The following is a 19,802-nucleotide window of genomic DNA, read 5'->3' on the forward strand; positions in this document are numbered from 1 at the left end:
ACCTCAGGTTTATTATTTCTATAGGTAGAATATTAAAATGAGGTTAAGCTTGTTCCGGATATTTCGAAAAATGGTTGAATGAGGGAGAACATGAATATATATATAATGAATTTGATATTTGTTTTGAAAAAGATTTTTAGAAAGAAGGGAAGAAGAACTAACATGACTATAATTGGTATGCTTCATCATCGGAAAGATCCGAATGACGTAAAGAAAGCATATACTTACGCTGCTGTAGCTAAAGCTGAAGGTGTGGACTTTTTTTATTTCACTTTAGGGAAAGTAAATTTAGAAACGAAGAAGATTTTAGGTAAAACTTATGAAAATGGTAAATGGATTGAAAAAGAATTTTCTTTTCCAGATGTTATTTATAATGCAAGTGTTCATATTAGTGATAAAACTCAGCAAATCTATGATTATCTGCATGACAAAGTTCCTTTTACAAGTCATTCAATTGGAAATAAATTAAGTGTATATAACAGAATAAATAGAGCAAAAAAATTTAAGCAATATCTTATTCCTTTTTATGAATTAAATGATGTTAATAAGTTTTTTGACTTGATTAATTGTTATGAAAAAATTATTATTAAACCTATTTCTGGACATCAAGGTAGTGGTATTGTTTTCATTGAAAAAAATGGAATAGATTACAGTATGAATGAGTCAGAACAAATTTCAACTATTAATAAAAAACAATTACGGAGCTTTATATTGGATAAGATTCAAGAGCAAGGATACATAGTTCAGCAGTTTATCTCATGTCAAATGAAATCTGGTCATGTTTATGATTTTCGATTGCATGTTCAAAGAAATGGGGAAGGTAGGTGGGTTGTTACTTCTATATTCCCGAGAATAGGTCCATTAGGAAGTATTGTATCAAATATGGCTAAGGGTGGTTATAGTACTTATTTAGATGTTTTTTTAAAATCGGAGTTTGATAACGATTGGTATAATATTAAAAGGTATTTAGAACGATTCGCAGTAACTTTTTCTAACCATTTTAATTCTTTATTTAGGGATGTATTATTTGATGAGTTAGGAATTGACGTAGGGATTGATAAAGACCAAAAATTGTGGTTATTTGAGGTGAATTGGAGACCAGGGGTACCTAATATATTTAATCTTGAATTAGATGTAGCTAGAAATTTAATTCACTACGCTAGATATTTGGCTGATAGATCTAAATAAGAAAAGGAAAGTAGAAAAATAAAATGAAACCTTTATATACCAATGTTTCTACTAGTCTCTTTCTATATCTCTTATAATATTATTCTCTATGCATCCCGAAATTTGGCGGATGTTGGACTGTCGTCAAGTCGACGTACCTCATACGAGCAAAATACCGGAATCTGATAATACATCCTTCATTGTGAGCGGGGGCACATATTTATAAAAAAATACGCTTGTCCAATCCATTATCATTCTCCAGTCATTTAATATTACAAAGGGGGGAGAACATGGAAAACAATGAAGAAATCACGTTTCGATTTGTAAAAAAAGATGGAGAAGAAATTAATTTGGGAAATCTTGCTGGTAAACGAAAAATTGTCATTGTCATTAATAATCAGATTACATTTGCACCGAATACAACACAAATTGCCAGTGGAGCCGGACAAAATAGTGCAGCAGGAAGTAATGCAGCAATCGATTCATCGAATACCCGACAGCAACAAACGGTGGGCGCTGGAGGCGAAGCCATAAATAAGGGAATTAGTGGGGACCAGATTGAGCCGCATAAAATGAAAAAAGAAACTTTGAATGAAGAGGAAGAATTTGTAATTGTCATCAATAATCAAATTAATAAAACCCGTAAGGAACAGGCTAGTGCTACTCAAGTGGCAAGTGGTGGTGGAGATGACAGTGCAGCTGGAACCAACGCTGCTATCGAAAGTTCTAATACTAAACAGCAACATGCAGTGGGAGGAGGAACGGATAGTTCGGCAGTAAATGCAGGCGAAGAAGGCGACCAAATAGAAAAATGCGATTAAAAAAAGAAGCTGTAGTTATTTTACAGCTTCTTTTTTTATTAAGGAAATCCAAGTTTTAGATAGGAGATGAACAAGATTATTGCTTCATAGTTACCCATGTTTATCGTACTGTGTAATTCAAAAAGGTAAGTATTATGAAACAATTAATATCACGGGCTGTAGCGATTGGCTTAGTTACACACAATATAAGATATGGGTAAGTGAAGAAACGGCATAAAAAGAAGCGTAGTTCGTCAAATGGAAGTAATGCTCCATTACCATTAAGTTAAGAAATTCATTGTATCCGATTAATAGTATCCGTTTTTATGTGATTGTTATTGATTTTAAAAAATAAAAAATCGCCTTATTAAAGGCGATTCATAATGTATTCATTTTGCATTCTTTTGATAAATAAATATCTTTTAAAATTAAATACAATGTTCTACATTAACGTGTTTCTGGATCTTTGTCTTTTTTTCTAAGACCAAATAATCCTAGTAGTCCCAATAAACCAAGCCAAGTCCAATTATTATTTTTATTACGATTATCATTTAAATCATTTGTCGTATTTACATTTCGAGTTCTCACATCATTATTAACTCTATTCATGTTATAGTCATTAACTCTATTCGTGTTATAGTCATTAACTCGAGTTGTAATATTATTATCGTTAACTCTATTCGTATTATATCCATCGTATTCAGCATGGACGCTTGTACCAAAAACCGTAATAGTTAGTAAAAGGGCACCTAAAATAGATGAAAGTTTTTTCTTCATGATTTTCCCTCCTTTCGTATTTAATAATGTCTCCAGTTCCTTTAGACAATATTCGGTTGAAAATATATAAAACCATGTACATGTTCTACAATCAGATCAAGCATAATACCTAAATAAATTTCAATCGATTCTTTATGGCTGTTGTATTAAAGTAGTCTAGGGAAATAAAGGTTATTAGCGAATTAAAATAAGTGGCAGATTCATGACTGCTTTTTGGCAGTAAATGTGCCGGTTGTTTTGAAATCAAAGTGATATATTTGTATTGTGAGAAATGATGGAAAACATTGCTCGCAAAATTCCTTATAACTGAAAATGGATCGTCATAACCGGTGGCGATGGGTGTAGATTGGATGAACAGTTGTTTCTTGTTTTCACATTCAATTGCAATTCACGTTGTGTAAACGGAGAAGGTCTTTTGCTCTTCTTCCAGGGACTTAATAATGTTTGTGTAGATAAATGTAAACAACATTAGGTGGTTGGAAGAAGAATAAAATTTCATTTACCGGATTTATAGTTATCAAATTACTATGAAAGGGAAGTTGGTGCACAGTTGCCCTTTCATAATGAAAAAATAGTATATTACCTTTCTTAATGTACATATTAAGTAAAGTGTTTAATATCACACATAAAAGGCGGGGTAATATGAGTGAAAATAAGAAGAATGAAGAATTGAATAAGATAAAGAAGTATTATTTTAATGAGGATAATCAACCAGTAGCTGGTATAGAGTTAACTTTGCCGCCTGATATAGGAAGCATGTTAGACCCGAAATCAGTTAATGATGAAAGTAAAGATATTGATAATGAATAAGTTTAATTTAAGCATCCATTCGGGTGCTTTTTATTATGTAAAAAGATAAGGGCTGAGGGTAGATGGATAACGATTTACAAAATAAGATTGATGTACTCGGTCTTCAAGCTGTGGATGAAACAGCTTATAACAAAGATCTAAAACCCCATGAGGAAACATACAAGCGAGCGAAGATAGATATTAATCGTTTTAAAAATTACATACTGGATGGTGGGGAACACATGCTTTATTCTATTGAATATATCGAACGAACGCCAATAGAAGAGTTATTAAAGCTCATAAGGCTAATGCAATATTGATAGGTAAAGGATAATGAAAGAATATAAAACCAAACAACAGAAGCGTAAGTTTTATGACAGTGGTGAATAGAAAAGTACACGTGAACAAGTGAAGAAGCGTGACAACTATGCATGCCAAGAGTGCAAGCGCAACGATTAGTAGCAACGGTATTATCTCAACCATCACCTTTAGATGGACAAAAAACCGCTCAAGTGGGAACTTTAGTACGGAGAGCCTTCCTTTTTTATATTTGTTTTTTGTAAAATTATTGTAAATCATAAATACATCATATAACTATATATTATATAATGTGTACGTAATATATTTGAGATGTTAGGGGTGATGTATTCGATAATTACGTGTAACTTTTAAAAGTATTATTTTAATAACGTATTATTGTAATAAATTGTTTTAAATTCTTCTTTTAGACTTTTAATTTTAAATTGTTTAGATTCAGTAATTGGTGTTTCTCGTTTTTTGATAATCAAGATAAATGAAGAGAGGAAGTACTCAATACATGGAAAAATTACGGTTATTAACATTTAAAAATATAGTAGAGCCACTTTTAAAGGAACATGTATCATTTATATATTTTCCGATTGAATGGCTAGACATTGTAGAGATACATTATAAGACATTTTTATTAACTAATAAGTTAAAGCGTTTAAATGAAAGATTGTATGATATGTTTTCTGATATATTGTTTATTCAGCATAATCCGTATGTATTAAATGAAAATACGCCATGGATTGTGTCAAAAGAACCAATTAGGCAAGAACAACTTGATTATATATTTCAAAGTTGGTATGAGGTCATTCATGATTGGAAACCGAATCAATTAATGGAACCGCCAAAATATGAATGGCATGACGATTTGATTTCGAATGTAACAGTATTACATGATAGTGAAACGTTTTCTAAATGGGTACCCGCATTAATTTCACATGTTTTTTGTGTACAACCTATACGAATTGAGAATAAAAATGAAGAAATCTATTTTTCTCCACTTCGATCACAAAATATTTGTGAGGCAATGTCAGAGCCGATTAAAGATGAAAAAACACAAGACTTTTTCGCCTATGTATACCGATTTGAATGTATAACTCGTGGTGGTGAGAATATTCCATTATTAAAGGTTACAGTAGGTATTCGGAGATTCTACCAAGAATATAACCATCCGGATATCCCTTTACTTTTGCGACGAAAACGAGGCATGATATTGATTTCTACTTCAGAATTTGCATCAGATAATAAAAAAATGCGGTTTGTAAAGTTAAAAGTACAACAAGCTACAAACGGTATGAAATGGATTAAGTTATTTAGAACATTAAAAGATGATTTTCAAATAGGTGGAGAAATTGAATTAGACCATATTATCCAATATCCGAAAGATTATATTGTCGGAACAAACAGAAGAGTATTACTTCCGTATAATGAGAGAATATATAAAGTGCAAGGTACTAAAAAAAAGCTAGGTATAAAAGTAAAGGAGAAAGGATATCTATTTAAAGAATTTCAGCGGAAATTTTCACATTTCACATTACTGCCAGAATGCAAAAGGGTAGCAACAAATAATGAAAATGAATTATTTCCTTTAGTTGCACCAAAAGGATTAGAGACCATAATATTAGAAATTTGGTCCGAAAATATAGTATTGGAAATAGAACAAGCATTATTTGATAGTGAAATAGTTTTAGCTAAAATAGGAGCAACATCTTATGTAGTAAATGCAGATTCACCAGTATTATTAAAGATTGTAAGATTTAATATGGAAAAAGTGTTACAAAATCCATATAAAATGCAGTATTGCCAAAAATATAAAACAAATCTTGTAGATGATGTTGTAAAAGCAGTTCATGCTACGGCAGGTAAGCGAAGTGATACGACATTAGCATTAATCGCAATGAAGAAGTGTGATGGAAGAGAGAAGATTGATCCGAAACAAATTATTCGTGAAGGATTTGCACGAACAAAACGTATTTCAACATTTATTAATTTATTTATAGGTCAAAGTGTATCTCGTGAAACAATTGTAACTAGTATTTTTAATTTATTAGAACAAAAAGGATTTTTGAAAGGCAATTGGAATAAGAGGAATTTGCCTTGTACATATGTCAATTTATCAGTTGAACGAATCTCGAAGTTTGATTTCTTGCCTATTATTTCAAAAATAAAAGGTAAAGAAATATCATATAAATTATATGGGAATACGGAGTGGCAACCAATCGACTATATGTTATTACATATAAATAAACATAATGTATTTTTACCACAACCATCAAAAAGAAATGATGTGGGTGCCCGTTTTAAGGAATTTGTATCTGAAACATTAATGGGAATGTTACAACATACGCAAAAGGAAAATGAACAAGTTTATTTCATTGTAGATGCGAATTTGAGAAAATATTGGATTAAAGAGTTGCAAAATGAAAAAATTAATATAGATATTGTACCTGAGATTATTCCAGATATGTTAAAGGTTCCGAATTTAAATGTTATAAGAATAAATACTGCTTTTGATGTACCAAGCTTTGTTGTAATAGAGCGTGAAAATGATATGGATAGAACTGGATTATATGCGGATCAAACAGGGATGTATTATAGCACTGGTGAATATCCATTAAATTGTAGTGACACAATTCAACAATATATACTTGAAATTCTACCATTAGGTGTAAAACATTTAGAAAGGGAATATATCGCTAAAATGATACATTTCATGTGTTGTAATTCAAGTATACTTTCGGAAAAAAATGTGCATATGCCATATTCTATGCATATGGCTAAAGTAATAAAGAGTTATGCCACTGATATAGATGCAAGAGAGTTTAAAGAATTCGATGATGAATTAGATGTTGATGTAATAAAGAGAGAAAAGAAAGATTCAATAGTGCTAATTTAAATAATAGTAAACAAATCCTGTTCATTATACCGATCAGGATTTGTCATTTGTTCATGTAAATATAGCTATCCTTTGTCATGTATCTTTTCTATTTTGTATTTACTTTATAAACATTCAGGATTAAGATGTTTTTTAGAAATACAAAAACTGAATCACATGGAAAATTAATTTTAAAACTTAATAGAAATTTGAAAGGAATGGGGAATTGTGAAGAAATTAGATGTATTATTAATGCTACTGAGCGGCCTCTTTCCAATTGCAGGAATGTTAAAGCAAATCCCTCTTGAACAATCTTTATATATTGGAGGACTTTTATTTTTTACTAGTTTCGGTAGTTACTTTGCAAAAAAGATATATTCACGTATATGTAGCTGGATAGCATATGCACCATTTATAACACTACTGTTAGTTATTTGGAATCAGGATATTTCAACAAGTGCTATAATAGCAAATGCCAAAATTGCCGCCTGTATCGCTTTAATACCTTGTATATTTCGCTTTCGTACATACGGGCTTACTTTAGGTTTATTCTCATTATGGGCCGCTTTATTATGGGATATAAAAGAAGTACAGTCGTTAGTCATACTTGAGCGTATGACGAGTTTAATGACAAGCAATTACGTATATCTTCTACTCTTAGCTGGAGGACTTATATTAGGTGGATTACTTGCGACGTTAATACACCGTAAAGAGAAGGATGATAATAAAGAAAATATAAATCTATTTCAACAAAAAAAGAAACGCAAAAAACTATCATTTAAGATGCCACTTCCAAGATTACCGAAATTTAAGATGAAATTATTTAAGTTTGGTGGAAAAGGTTCTAAACGTAAAACGCCAGAAAAAATACGTAAGCATAATTACGAAGAATCAGCTCCAGCTGCAACATATGAAATGTCGGAGCAAATAGATCAATATAAAGAAGATACTGTTCAAGGACAAACGAGGATGGAACGTCGTAAAAATAGGTATAATGCATAATAAATTTCAGTAAACCTTTAATGATTTATCGTTAAATTGATAAATTATTAAAGGTTTTTTATGTAATTAAATATAGATTGCCAATGAGAAATTCATAGCATATTCTAAAGTTGAGGACTTAAATAAAATAATGGGAGGACAAAATGCTTATTATTGCATATATTTCTGTCTGTATATTATTTTCAGTTAGTTTTTTACATATTTATTGGGCTTTCGGGGGTAAGTGGGCGACAAATAGTGTCATTCCAACTAAAGCTGGAGAAAAGGCGTTTACACCAGGTGTAGGAATGACATTGTTCATTGCGTTATTATTAAGTATGGCAGCAATGATTTTATTACAACAAACAAATATTGTTCATTTCAAAGTTCCCAATATTTTTATTCAAATGGGATCCTGGGTTTGTATGGTTGTTTTTTTCATAAGAGTAATTGGTGAGTTTCATTATTTTGGTATCTTTAAACGAAAAAAAGGTACGCAGTTTGCTAGAATGGATACTGTTTTATATATACCAATTTGTGCATTTTTATCATTATCCTTTTTATTATCAATTATAAAGTGAACTTAGGAAAGATAATCATGTAATGTATTTAGTAAATAAAGATGCGGATATTAAATAAGAGGTTTCTGTGCAATCAGAAACCTCTTATTTTTTGTGATTGTAAACATCGGTTATTAGGGAGCTTATTTATTTAATTAAGATAATAGAATGTTTATATTTGAAAGAAATGAATTGGGATTTAGTTATTACTTCTATGAATGATGCATTTTCTTCATTTTTTTGGTCCCTAAAATACAACTAATAATTGCGAGTAATGCATTTGAAGAAATAAAGTTTACGGTCCAATAAATTCCTGTTCCAGCGATTATATCGATAATTATAAATCTTTTAATTGCCGAACTTTTGACTACATGAAAAACAAATTGATTGTTATCCAATGTTATCACATCCCTTATCTAATATATGACAAGGCATGCTTGTTCTAGTCTCCATGATAGATAATACACAAAAGAGTAATTAGCAGAAGCATATAAAGTAGTTATATATAAAGGATAACTTATTGGAAGTTAAATTCTTAAATTCAGTGAAAAAAATAAAAATCATAATTTATCCTGTGTTATTGATGGAATATTATGTTTTACTTAAGAGGTTATGCGGAAAGTTTGAAGAAGAATTCTTTCATTAAAAGTACGATTCCCAGCAGAAACAAGACTTCAATTGAGAACCAAAACATACTTTTTTGAGGTTTTTTAAACTCCATAATAATTGATGAAAATAAAAAAATTGCAATCAGTATGATGATTAAGAGTCGGATTATATCAACCATTCATAACACTCCTATTATTTAATCAATACTATTATATAATCTTTTCCAAAGATATAGAATGCTAGAAACATTTTATTATAATTTCAATAAATAGAACAGACGGTGTATAGTATCTGTTTTTCTGCAAATTATTTCAAACGTGTAGTGGAAAGTAATAAAAGTGATAAATCCACGTTTTAATAAAAGGATGTAAGCGTATTCTTAGCGAAGTATAGATAATTAAGAGAGGCGGTGACACTATGAAATATGTAAAAGTTAGCATGAATGGTGGAAGTGAGCACAAGTTCTCAATGACTTTAGAACGATTTGAAGAGCTTATTACTACAGAGAATGGATTATTAGAAAATAAATTAGTTTGTATTGAAAATGTATTGATTAACCCTACTAATATATCTTCCGTAGTTGAAAAAATTGGTGTACCTGCTAAATTTATGGAAGTTTAAAGGTAATTAGATAAAAAACATCCATGGGGATGTTTTTTGTTTATAAATAAAGTAATTGTACAATGAATATATGAGCAGATTTTAATAGTAATCATGTAGGCTATCAAGAATGAATGGATATAGAAAGGTCTTTTCTAGCGCTCCAATGTGTATGTATCTCTTTGGCATCTAGATATTGTGCTTTTTCATGCACAATGTAATACGTACAAGCATATAGTATGTAATAGAACAAGATCTTCGTGTCCTACTAAATACTCAGAAAAAACCTCTAATCACAATAGAGCATCCAATAGCAGGGTGCTCTTATTTTTTATGAAAAATGTAGCTACATAAAGGTTTCGTTACAATTATAGTTTTCATTAACTTTTGATTTTAAACTTATCTTTAACGTTAATAAATATTATGGTTAATATAATAGCAATAATTAAATTAGACAAATAGAAATTTTGGTGAATCAGTAGTTCGAAGATGACATCGAATGTATACAATAAAGCGAAAGCAGGTAATATACAAATAAATATAAATCTCCAATTTTTTAAATAATGTTTATAATTAGTAAGTACTTTCTCCATTCATATTGCTCCTGTATTTTTTATTTTCTATATAATTATACATTTAAATAAAAAGATTTACAAAGTATTTAAAAAATATTTAGCAACTAATGTGATTTGGGGAGATAGATAAGGAGAAAGCAAAAAACATTATAGATCTATAGATTGAGAGAAATATAGAGAAAGCTTTTGTTAAAAACTTAGATGGTTGCAGCAATATGTGTAATAAACGATTTGGCTTTAAAAAGACTTTTAAACATCTAGACTAAAATGATACACTATAATCTACGTTATTTTAGAAATGAATAGAGGGATTTATATGATAGATAAAATTAAAAATGTTGTTGAGGATATGTATGAAGATGAAGCAAAACATTTACTTCAAAGTATTCTCATACAGTTAGATGTATTAGACGGGAATTATAGCGAAGATATGCTAAAAAATTTAACGAATATCCCTAAGCAATTGACGAGTCATACAACTCAGGAAAAGAATTTAGAAGAAAGTACACACATTCATATTGCCTTTGATGATTCAACAGCTGGATGTTTAAAATATATGTTGAAACAAGAAGGATTACACGAGGAGAATGTGGTTTCATACTCTGAATTCTTTTCAATTGGTCCCATACATCAATTACATACGAATGAAGGTCAATTAGCAAGGTCACAGTGGTTATTAAATAACTTAACTTCTTATGATTGTTATTTTGAAGAAGAGTATTTACCAAGATTTAAGGAGACTTTAGAAGAGCTACATTCAATTCCGAATGAAACACCGATTACCATTTGGAAGGCGGATAATGCCCATGAGCATGTAGGACTTTGTTTTGCAATTGCTCAATTAAAAGATAAGAAAAATATTCGTGTTATAAATACTTCTGAAGCGAGTAGAGAAATATTAAAACAAGATTATGATATTCGTGGAACTGGAGAATTATCTCCTGAAATTTTAGCTCTTTTCCAAAAAAGTTTTGTGGAATTTCCGTATTTAACTGAAGAGAAGCGGATGAAGTTTGCACATAAGTGGGATAGATTATCGCAAAGCATGGAGTTTTTAAGAGTTTGGAAAGACGATGAAGTGCATTCTGTACAAGAAGGTTATTTTGATCAATTCATTATTGAGTGTGCAAAAAATGTAGGAGCAGATAAAGAATTTCATAAAGCTCCGAGAGTAATAGGTGAAGCACTTGGTCTTGCGGATCAATTGGTTGGGGATACGTTTTTGGAATATCGCTTGAAAGAATTAATTAAGCAAGAAGTATTTGAATATGAAGGTTCATTAGATCAAATGCGTTTTTATAGTGTGAAGTTAAAAAAAATAATAAATATATCCAGTGTATGAAAAAGTTCGTATTTTTAAAATGGGAACTTTTTTCAATTGAATTTAGGCTATACATAAGCTTCCTATAGTTAACGAATTACATATGAATGTTAAAGGAAATGAAAAGAAGGTGATTTGTTAATATGTATAACCAACAAAACTATCCATATGATCAAGGGATGTATTATAATCCACAAAACTACGGTTATGAATCTGCAAATGAAGTGAGAGATATTGAACAAGAAGATTACAGGCCAGATGATGCGGAAGATGCTCCAACGTCACCACCACCGTCACAAGCTCCGTCGTTACCATCCACATTTGCTTCTCCAGCACAAGCAGGTAATATGAAATCATGGATGTGTAACTGTCTAGGAAGATGGGGCTATTTACGTTTACATCGACCTGGTCCTTTCGGAAGAGATTTATGGTTCTTTCCAACTGAGGTAAGAAGAAATGGGGTTTCAGGTTATACTTGGCAAGGTGGTCGCCGTCGTAAAGTAAGTTACCGATATCAACAAATTAGTAACTTTATGTGCTTCGCATAAAGAAAAGTGAGCGAGTAGAATACTTTTACTCGCTCACTTTTTTATTTTTCAATATACGAAGTAAGATTTTAATTAAAAATTTACAATTTTCAAGTTTTTATTAGAGTATAATGCATATGTTGGTTGATTTTCAAAAACAAGTGAGAGTGAGGGAATGCAATGTCAATGAAAAATAAAGTGGGCCTAAGAATAGAGGATGGCATTAATTTAGCTTCAGCTCAGTTTAAAAAAGATGCGTATGAAATTTATAAAGAATCGAGAAAAGTCCAGCCTATATTATTTGTAAATCAAATTGAAATCGGTAAAGAATGGCTCATTACAAGATATGAAGATGCTCTGCCGCTTTTAAAAGATAATCGCTTAAAAAAAGATCAGGCAAATGTGTTTCCTCAAGATACAAAGAACATGTATCTTTCCGTTGACAATAGTGATCATTTAACAACGCACATGTTAAATTCAGACCCACCTAACCACAGTCGTTTACGATCTTTAGTTCAAAAAGCTTTTACACCGAAGATGATTTCACAATTAGACGGAAGAATTCAGAGAATAGCGGATGATTTAATAAGTGAAATAGAGCGGAAAGGTACATTAAATCTTGTGGATGATTATTCATTCCCATTACCGATTATTGTAATAAGTGAGATGCTTGGCATTCCAAAAGAGGATCAAGCGAAATTTAGAATTTGGTCTCATGCGGTCATTGCATCGCCAGAAACACCTGAAGAAATAAAAGAAACCGAAAAACAACTATCTGAGTTTATTACATATCTTCAATATATAGTTGATGTAAAACGAAAAAATCCAAAAGAAGATTTGGTTAGTGCGTTAATACTTGCAGAAAATGAAGGGCAGAAACTTAGTGCTCGAGAGCTATATTCAATGATCATGTTATTAATTGTAGCCGGACACGAGACAACAGTGAATTTAATAACAAATACGGTATTAGCACTTCTTGAAAATCCGAAGCAATTACAGTTATTAAAAGATAATCCGAAATTAATTGATTCAGCTATTGAGGAAGGATTGCGTTATTATTCTCCAGTTGAGGTGACAACTGCAAGATGGGCGGCTGAGCCGTTTCAAATTCATGACCAAACAATCCAAAAAGGAGATATGGTTATTATCGCATTAGCTTCCGCAAACCGTGATGAAACAGTATTTGAAAACCCAGAAGTATTTGATATTATGCGTGAGAATAACCGTCACATTGCTTTCGGACATGGTAGTCATTTCTGTTTAGGAGCTCCACTTGCTAGGCTAGAAGCAAAGATTGCTATTACTACTCTGTTTAAAAGAATGCCTGAACTACAAATAAAGGGCGATCGTGAAGATATTAAATGGCAAGGAAATTATTTAATGCGTTCTTTAGAGGAATTGCCTTTGACTTTCTAGAATAGTTAAAATGAGACATGCATACATTGAAAATGTTTTACATAGAGTATGTATGTGTAATTTAAATTCGAAACGGAAGGGTGAAACTATCCCAATGATCAACTAATTCTATTTTTAAGAGATCTTCGTTAAAAAACGAAATATTCTTCTGAATAGGATTAGTATGTACATATATAGAAAAGGGATGTGTTTCGCACTGCGAAAAATATAGTCTTTTCATATGATTTGTGCTGCCTCCTGTTCAGAACATGAAATAGGAGGCTTTTTTATGTCGACGACTATAGAACCGAAACAAAATCATGGGGTATCACAAGTATTGAAAAATCGATTTGTACAGGGAATTCTTGCATCAGCATTATTTTTACAAATAGGAATATGGGTTCGAAACTTTGCGGTATTATTGTATGTTATGGAAATGACGAAAGGTGATGCTTTCGCTATATCAATGATTTCAGTTGCTGAATTCGCCCCGATTTTTATATTCTCATTCATTGGTGGAACTTTTGCTGATAGGTGGAAGCCGAAGAGGACAATGATATGGTGTGAAACGTTAAGTTCTATTTCAGTATTCGCTGTATTAATTACACTTATGTTTGGAACGTGGAAAATTGTGTTTTTTGTGACGCTAATCTCTGCAATCCTTTCGCAGTTTTCTCAACCATCTGGAATGAAGTTGTTTAAACAACACTTATCGACGGAACAAATTCAATTAGCAATGTCGATATATCAAACGATTTTTGCGATATTTATGGTGTTAGGACCAATTCTCGGAACATTTATTTTTCATAGTTTTGGAATTTATATTGCAATCATTATAACAGGTATCGCGTTTTTACTTGCTGCAGGTGTATTGTTATTTCTTCCGAAAGATCTTGAAAACGAAGCAGAAAAGAAAGACATCACGCTGTTGCAGGAAATGAAGGATGGTATTAAATACGTCAAAAAGAAAAAAGCATTAACTTTACTTGGATTATGTTTTATGGCAGCAGGACTAGGAATAGGCTTAATTCAGCCACTAGGCATATTTATTGTAACTGAGCAGTTAGGGTTATCAAAAGAGAGTTTACAATGGTTACTAACAGTAAATGGCGCAGGGATGATTGTTGGCGGAGCTTTAGCGATGGTATTCGCAAAAAACGTTGCGCCGCAAAAAATGTTAATCGTAGGTATGCTTGGTCAGGCTATTGGAATTGGTATAATTGGTTACTCCACAAATTTATGGGTGACACTTACGGCACAACTTTTTAGTGGGTTAGCTCTACCGTGTATTCAAATAGGTATTAATACACTTATTATACAAAATAGCGATACGGATTTTATTGGTAGAGTAAATGGCATTTTAAGTCCACTGTTCACCGGTTCAATGGTAGTAACGATGAGTATTGCTGGTTCATTAAAGGAGATGTTTTCGTTAAGTATGATGTACGAGGGGACGGCTCTACTATTTGTTATTGGATTATTGTTTATTTTACCTATATACAATTTAAAGCCAGTAATAGCAGTAGAAAGTGAAATGAATGGTAAAGGAAGTGCTGTGCAACATGAATCCTAATCCAAACGTTAAATACCCAATTGAAGGAAATCAAAACGTTCATTTTATAAAAAATACAATAACGAAATCTAATATACTTGTTGGTGACTATTCTTATTATGATGCGAAACATGGGGAAACATTAGAAGATCGAGTATTATATCATTATGAATTTATCGGAGATCGTCTCTTCATTGGCAAGTTTTGCTGTATTGCATCTGGAGTTACCTTTATTATGAACGGAGCGAATCATCGAATGGATGGATTTTCAGCTTATCCGTTTAATATTTTTGGGAATGGATGGGAGAAGTTTACACCAGATTTGTCTGATTTACCGTATAAAGGAGATACAGTTATAGGAAATGACGTTTGGATTGGTATGGATACAACGATTATGCCCGGAATTAAAATAGGAGATGGTGCAATCATTGCAGCGAAATCTGTTGTGACTAAAGATGTCGCACCATATACAATTGTTGGTGGAAACCCTGCAAATAAAATAAAAGAGAGATTTTCAAATGAAATAATAGAAGAATTATTGCAAATTCAATGGTGGCATTTTGACATTGAAAAGATAACTGAAAATATCGATGCTATTGTACGAGGGCATATAGAAACATTAAGAAAGCTAAAAAGGTAATAAAAAATAGATGACAAAGAGTATCATACCTCCGAATTTTGTTAATGATAATAGAACAAGGAGGTGTGATACTATGGCACAAGACGTTTTATGTGAAGTAAACAATTGTAAATTTTGGGCTAACGGTAATAAATGTAGTGCAGATGCAATTTATGTAGTTAGTCATAAAGGGAAACAAGCATCTACAACGGAAGAAACAGATTGCAAAACTTTCGATCCAGAATTGTAAATTTTTGAAGGGTAGCCAAATCGTGGTTGCCCTTTTATTAATACTAGTATTGATAATAAATCTCATTTTCATTCATTATTTTTAACTTTTTCTGTTATTTTTTTATATTTTCTTCATAAGTGATGTAATCCAACGTAGTTCATGCTCAATACGTGATTTAGTAAATTCAACAACTTCTGTAATAAAAGGTGAGACAACGTCAAGGGATTGGATGGCTGTAAGTTGTTTTTGAAGAACGTTTTGGCGCGTAGTTAAAATTTCTATTCTAGCCTCGTAATCAAGTTTGTCGAAAAGCGCGATACGTACAAGGACCTCAGTGTTGTTTGTCGCAATCTTTTCGGGGAATTCTCTTAACATTTCATAAAAAATTTCTTCTCCTGTTTCTGTTATATTGTACATATTTCGGTTTGGTTTTCCGACTTGTTTCTGTACATTTTTCATTATGGCTCCCATGTTTTCAAAACGCCGAAGAGTAGGGTAAAGCATGTTATGATTTAAGTCAAAATTATTGCCTAACCGATTTTGAATATTTTTCTTTATTTCATAGCCATGTTTTGGCCCTGTTGTTAATTCTGCAAGTAATAAAATATCAACATACATAAAAAAGCCTCCTCATATATTTCTCAAGTTTTCATTTGAAAAGTTTTGCTATGTATATGTTAAAATAACATATGTTAGTTTATACAACTTTGAATTACCTACCTATCACTTTTATTGTAAAAGAAAAGGGAGGAAAGAACTATGGATTCACCTGAAAATGTTATTTTAGTTCATGAAATTTCAAAGCTAAAAACAAAAGAAGAGCTGTGGAACCCGTATGGATGGTATCAATTTATGAGGGATAATCACCAAGTACATTATGATGAAGAGCAAGATGTTTGGAATGTTTTTTTATATGAGGACGTGAATCGTGTTTTATCAGACTATCGCTTATTTTCAAGTAGAAGGGAGCGGAGACAATTCGCAATCCCTCCTTTAGAAACTAGAATAAATATAAACTCTACAGATCCGCCAGAACACCGTAACGTACGTTCAATTGTTTCTAAAGCATTTACTCCAAGAAGTTTAGAACAGTGGAAACCTCGTATACAAGCTATTGCAGACGAACTTGTAAAAAATATAAAAAAGTATGATGAAGTTAATATTGTTAATCAATTTGCTGCACCTTTACCTGTTACCGTTATATCAGACCTATTGGGAGTACCTACTACAGACCGTAAACAAATTAAAGAATGGTCTGATATTTTATTTATGCCGTATAGTAAAGAAAGGTTTAATGATCTGGATGCCGAGAAAGGGATCGCATTAAATGAATTTAAAGCATATCTTTTACCGATCGTTCAAGAAAAAAGATATCATTTAACCGATGATATTATTTCAGATTTAATACGAGCTGAATATGAAGGTGAAAGATTAACCGATGAAGAAATTGTAACTTTTTCATTAGGTTTATTAGCAGCTGGTAATGAAACGACTACAAATTTAATTATTAATAGTTTTTATTGCTTTTTAGTGGATTCACCTGGAATTTATCAAGAATTAAGAGAAGAACCTAAATTAGTTGCAAAAGCGATTGAGGAAGTATTACGCTATCGCTTTCCTGTTACATTAGCTCGGAGGATTACAGAGGATACAAACATATTTGGTCCTTTAATGAAAAAGGATCAAATGATTGTTGCATGGGTTAGTGCAGCAAATTTAGATGAGAACAAATTCTCACATGCTTCTAAGTATAATTTACACCGCATAGGAAATGAAAAACATTTAACCTTTGGTAAAGGTCCGCACTTTTGCTTAGGGGCACCGCTTGCACGTTTAGAAGCGGAGATTGCATTAAGTACCTTTATAAATGCTTTCGAAAAAATAGAGTTATCTCCATCTTTTAATTTAGAAAGATGTATATTGAAAAATGAGCAAACTTTAAAATATTTACCTATTCGCTTAAAAACTCAATAAAACGTTCAACAAGGTACATTGTATTGTACCTTGTTTTTTTTATTTCTCAATTGTAAAATTTTAGTGTGTTTTATAGTATGGAGGTGTGTGAAAAAAGCGTAGAGGAGGATGCTTATGTTAACGTGCAATGGGAGTAAAACGTTTCAAACATTTATTAAAGCTGTAACTGATTTAATAAATGGTGATTTATTAAAAGAAGAAATCGTGTGTAAAATTGAAACATTACTAGAAGAACTTTTAGAAAAGAAAACATGGCTTCCGTTAGATAAACAGAAGTCAAATTCGGCTCAATATGCACGACACTTATTGTATGAAGATCCATTAAAACGTTTTGAAGTATTAGCTCTCGTATGGAAAGATGGACAATCTACACCATTACATGATCATGATGGCACATGGGGAGTAGAAGGCGTTTTTTCAGGAAGGATAATGGTGCAGAACTTTGTTCAAACGAAGCAGCTTGGAAATTCACTTTCTTATTTAACACATACAGGAAATCTTTATTTGGGAGAAGGCGAAACAGATAAAGTAATTCCACCATCTGATTGTCATATTCTAGAAATATCCGAAAATGAAAGCGTAATCACTATTCATATATACGGAAAGCGTTTAGAAAAGTTTAAAGTATATATCCCAACAGAAGAAAAAAATGTATATATGTGTGAGACAAAATATATTAGTTATAATTCATAGCATAAAATCCAAAGCTTTTCTTTAAAAAGAACAGCTTTGGATTTTATTTTTAATTATTTCTTGACATGAAACGCTTTTCATAAATTATAAATAAGGAGTACTTCACGAGATTCGTATGAAAACGATACCTTTTATTTAATAATAACTCGTGTATTTATAGAAAGTGGTGAAGAAATAATGAAATTAATCGCAATTGATCTAGATGGAACTCTTCTTTCAGGGAATAAAATGATTAGTAAAGAGAATGCAGAAGCAATTCGAAAATGTCAAGAAGCTGGCCATGTTGTAGCAATTTGTACAGGACGTTCTATTATGGATATTGAACGACTATTGTTAGAAGTTGGTTTGGAGTGTCCGATTATCGCAGAAAATGGTGCGCTTATATATAAAGATAAAAAAATGATGAAGAGATATCCAATTCAAAATATGCAGGCACTTGAGATTGTAGAATATCTTGAAGAGAATGGCTTGTATTATCAGCTCTATACTAATAAAGGTGTGTATGTACCCGAATATGGAGTAGAGAGTGTACGTAATGAAATCGAGTATGTGAAGAATGCAAAAGGAAATTTCGATTTGAAAGAGTTAGAAACGATTGCTGCATTATACCTTGAGCATACAGCATTTCATAGCACAGAAAGTTGTAAACCAATTGTAGAAATGGGTATACATGTGCATAAACTTTTACCGTTTTCTTATGACATAGAGAAATTAAAAAAATTAAAAGAAACGTTTCTGCATAATACGGATTTAGCTATTACATCTTCCTATTGGCATAATTTAGAGATTAATCATCGAGATGCTCAAAAAGGAAATGGATTATATACTTTAGCAGAACATCTTAATATTCCAGTTGAAAACACTGTAGCAATAGGCGATGGCTTAAACGATGTTTCTATGATGGAGAAAGCAAATATATCAATTGCAATGGGAAATGCAGTTGAAGAAATAAAAGCGATGTGTAAATACGAAACGTTAACAAATGAAGAACATGGTGTCGCACATGCTTTATATAAATATGTAATGTAATAAAAAGAAAAAAAGAATCCAAAAAGATTCTTTTTTTCTTTTTATTAGGGGTAAGGTATTCTATGAGATTCATAGAAGCCTTATTACACCTCATTATATAGTGTATATTGGAATAAATGTTTATATTTTTCATGAAAGTTGTGAATTTTATGATTATTATATTTTTATCCCGCATTAACGGGCAGTAAGACCCCTCACCTCAAAATTCAGCGGAAGCAAAGAAGTTAGGTGGGGGATGAACAAAACCCCCACTGATTAAAGTTTCACTTTATACTTCTACTAGCAGCGCATAACATTCCCATATTATTTTCTGTTTTTAATTGAAAAATAGAATTTGTTTGAATAATTATTCTACAGCTATATACCTAGGAGCACTTTCTTCGTATAATGAAGAAGTATGAATTTTGAATTTGTATAAATT

At 31.6% G+C, this 19,802-nt stretch carries 21 protein-coding genes and 1 pseudogene; 18 read left to right on the top strand and 4 right to left on the bottom strand.

From position 1 onward, the window contains the following. Positions 1-90: 90 nt before the first annotated feature. Positions 91-1,188, top strand: a complete 1,098-nt coding sequence (locus JDS98_RS00850; RefSeq protein WP_001028915.1) for a YheC/YheD family endospore coat-associated protein — start codon at positions 91-93, stop codon at positions 1,186-1,188. Between the two features lie 269 nt (positions 1,189-1,457). After that, positions 1,458-1,988, top strand: a complete 531-nt coding sequence (locus JDS98_RS00855; RefSeq protein ID WP_000429650.1) for a hypothetical protein — start codon at positions 1,458-1,460, stop codon at positions 1,986-1,988. Positions 1,989-2,414: 426 nt separating this feature from the next. On the opposite strand, the gene JDS98_RS00860 is transcribed toward JDS98_RS00855, so the two are convergent. Further along, complete coding sequence (locus tag JDS98_RS00860) at positions 2,415-2,744, bottom strand: WGxxGxxG family protein (protein ID WP_098711603.1); 330 nt, start codon at positions 2,742-2,744, stop codon at positions 2,415-2,417. Positions 2,745-3,386: 642 nt separating this feature from the next. Here JDS98_RS00860 and JDS98_RS00865 point away from each other — a divergent pair. The 6 genes and pseudogenes from JDS98_RS00865 to JDS98_RS00890 all read left to right on the top strand — a co-directional run bounded on the left by JDS98_RS00865 (position 3,387) and on the right by JDS98_RS00890 (position 8,276). Continuing rightward, on the top strand, positions 3,387-3,554 hold the full coding sequence (locus JDS98_RS00865; RefSeq protein ID WP_001293571.1) for a hypothetical protein: 168 nt from the start codon (positions 3,387-3,389) through the stop codon (positions 3,552-3,554). A 62-nt stretch (positions 3,555-3,616) separates the two neighbouring features. Continuing rightward, a complete protein-coding gene (locus JDS98_RS00870; protein WP_097958579.1) occupies positions 3,617-3,853 on the top strand; it encodes a hydrolase in 237 nt (78 codons plus the stop codon). A gap of 13 nt (positions 3,854-3,866) precedes the next feature. Next, positions 3,867-3,986: pseudogene (locus tag JDS98_RS00875) on the top strand (HNH endonuclease); the annotation flags it as partial. 364 nt (positions 3,987-4,350) lie between these two features. Continuing rightward, on the top strand, positions 4,351-6,735 hold the full coding sequence (locus tag JDS98_RS00880; protein ID WP_199633434.1) for an RNaseH domain-containing protein: 2,385 nt from the start codon (positions 4,351-4,353) through the stop codon (positions 6,733-6,735). 207 nt (positions 6,736-6,942) lie between these two features. Continuing rightward, entirely contained in the window at positions 6,943-7,716 is a 774-nt protein-coding gene (locus tag JDS98_RS00885) for a DUF3959 family protein (protein WP_098711285.1), read from the top strand. A gap of 143 nt (positions 7,717-7,859) precedes the next feature. Continuing rightward, the gene (locus JDS98_RS00890) at positions 7,860-8,276 is read left to right on the top strand and encodes a DUF3995 domain-containing protein (protein ID WP_199633435.1); all 417 of its coding nucleotides are present in this window, start codon (positions 7,860-7,862) and stop codon (positions 8,274-8,276) included. 191 nt (positions 8,277-8,467) lie between these two features. Here JDS98_RS00890 and JDS98_RS00895 read toward each other — a convergent pair whose 3' ends face one another. Continuing rightward, positions 8,468-8,659, bottom strand: a complete 192-nt coding sequence (locus tag JDS98_RS00895; protein WP_087944425.1) for a hypothetical protein — start codon at positions 8,657-8,659, stop codon at positions 8,468-8,470. Between the two features lie 622 nt (positions 8,660-9,281). Here JDS98_RS00895 and JDS98_RS00900 point away from each other — a divergent pair. Then, complete coding sequence (locus tag JDS98_RS00900) at positions 9,282-9,485, top strand: hypothetical protein (RefSeq protein WP_098711286.1); 204 nt, start codon at positions 9,282-9,284, stop codon at positions 9,483-9,485. Positions 9,486-9,844: 359 nt separating this feature from the next. Here JDS98_RS00900 and JDS98_RS00905 read toward each other — a convergent pair whose 3' ends face one another. Then, positions 9,845-10,057 carry a hypothetical protein gene (locus JDS98_RS00905; RefSeq protein ID WP_097958584.1) on the bottom strand — a complete coding sequence of 71 codons (213 nt, stop codon included), beginning with the start codon at positions 10,055-10,057 and terminating at the stop codon, positions 9,845-9,847. A gap of 298 nt (positions 10,058-10,355) precedes the next feature. Between JDS98_RS00905 and JDS98_RS00910 the strand changes: the two genes are divergently transcribed. The 6 genes from JDS98_RS00910 (at position 10,356) to JDS98_RS00935 (ending at position 15,703) form a co-directional block, all read left to right on the top strand. Next, positions 10,356-11,381 carry a DUF1835 domain-containing protein gene (locus JDS98_RS00910; RefSeq protein ID WP_199633436.1) on the top strand — a complete coding sequence of 342 codons (1,026 nt, stop codon included), beginning with the start codon at positions 10,356-10,358 and terminating at the stop codon, positions 11,379-11,381. A gap of 122 nt (positions 11,382-11,503) precedes the next feature. Beyond that, positions 11,504-11,908, top strand: a complete 405-nt coding sequence (locus tag JDS98_RS00915) for a hypothetical protein (protein ID WP_000282698.1) — start codon at positions 11,504-11,506, stop codon at positions 11,906-11,908. 159 nt (positions 11,909-12,067) lie between these two features. Then, positions 12,068-13,303 carry a cytochrome P450 family protein gene (locus tag JDS98_RS00920; protein ID WP_000062113.1) on the top strand — a complete coding sequence of 412 codons (1,236 nt, stop codon included), beginning with the start codon at positions 12,068-12,070 and terminating at the stop codon, positions 13,301-13,303. Positions 13,304-13,571: 268 nt separating this feature from the next. Continuing rightward, positions 13,572-14,855, top strand: coding sequence for an MFS transporter (locus tag JDS98_RS00925; protein ID WP_087969334.1), 1,284 nt, complete (start codon positions 13,572-13,574; stop codon positions 14,853-14,855). Continuing rightward, the gene (locus JDS98_RS00930) at positions 14,845-15,474 is read left to right on the top strand and encodes a Vat family streptogramin A O-acetyltransferase (RefSeq protein WP_001069238.1); all 630 of its coding nucleotides are present in this window, start codon (positions 14,845-14,847) and stop codon (positions 15,472-15,474) included. The genes JDS98_RS00925 and JDS98_RS00930 overlap by 11 nt, the downstream gene beginning before the upstream one ends. A gap of 73 nt (positions 15,475-15,547) precedes the next feature. Next, the gene (locus tag JDS98_RS00935) at positions 15,548-15,703 is read left to right on the top strand and encodes a DUF1540 domain-containing protein (protein ID WP_000046090.1); all 156 of its coding nucleotides are present in this window, start codon (positions 15,548-15,550) and stop codon (positions 15,701-15,703) included. A 102-nt stretch (positions 15,704-15,805) separates the two neighbouring features. Here JDS98_RS00935 and JDS98_RS00940 read toward each other — a convergent pair whose 3' ends face one another. Beyond that, entirely contained in the window at positions 15,806-16,303 is a 498-nt protein-coding gene (locus tag JDS98_RS00940) for a PadR family transcriptional regulator (RefSeq protein WP_199633437.1), read from the bottom strand. Between the two features lie 141 nt (positions 16,304-16,444). Between JDS98_RS00940 and JDS98_RS00945 the strand changes: the two genes are divergently transcribed. The 3 genes from JDS98_RS00945 (at position 16,445) to JDS98_RS00955 (ending at position 19,381) form a co-directional block, all read left to right on the top strand. Next, positions 16,445-17,659 carry a cytochrome P450 gene (locus JDS98_RS00945; protein WP_087969332.1) on the top strand — a complete coding sequence of 405 codons (1,215 nt, stop codon included), beginning with the start codon at positions 16,445-16,447 and terminating at the stop codon, positions 17,657-17,659. Positions 17,660-17,773: 114 nt separating this feature from the next. Further along, on the top strand, positions 17,774-18,352 hold the full coding sequence (locus JDS98_RS00950; RefSeq protein ID WP_199633438.1) for a cysteine dioxygenase family protein: 579 nt from the start codon (positions 17,774-17,776) through the stop codon (positions 18,350-18,352). A gap of 177 nt (positions 18,353-18,529) precedes the next feature. Continuing rightward, a complete protein-coding gene (locus JDS98_RS00955; RefSeq protein ID WP_199633439.1) occupies positions 18,530-19,381 on the top strand; it encodes a Cof-type HAD-IIB family hydrolase in 852 nt (283 codons plus the stop codon). The last annotated feature ends 421 nt before the right edge of the window (positions 19,382-19,802 follow it).

It is taken from the genome of Bacillus cereus group sp. N11, from assembly GCF_016483605.1.
Lineage (GTDB): Bacteria > Bacillota > Bacilli > Bacillales > Bacillaceae_G > Bacillus_A > Bacillus_A toyonensis.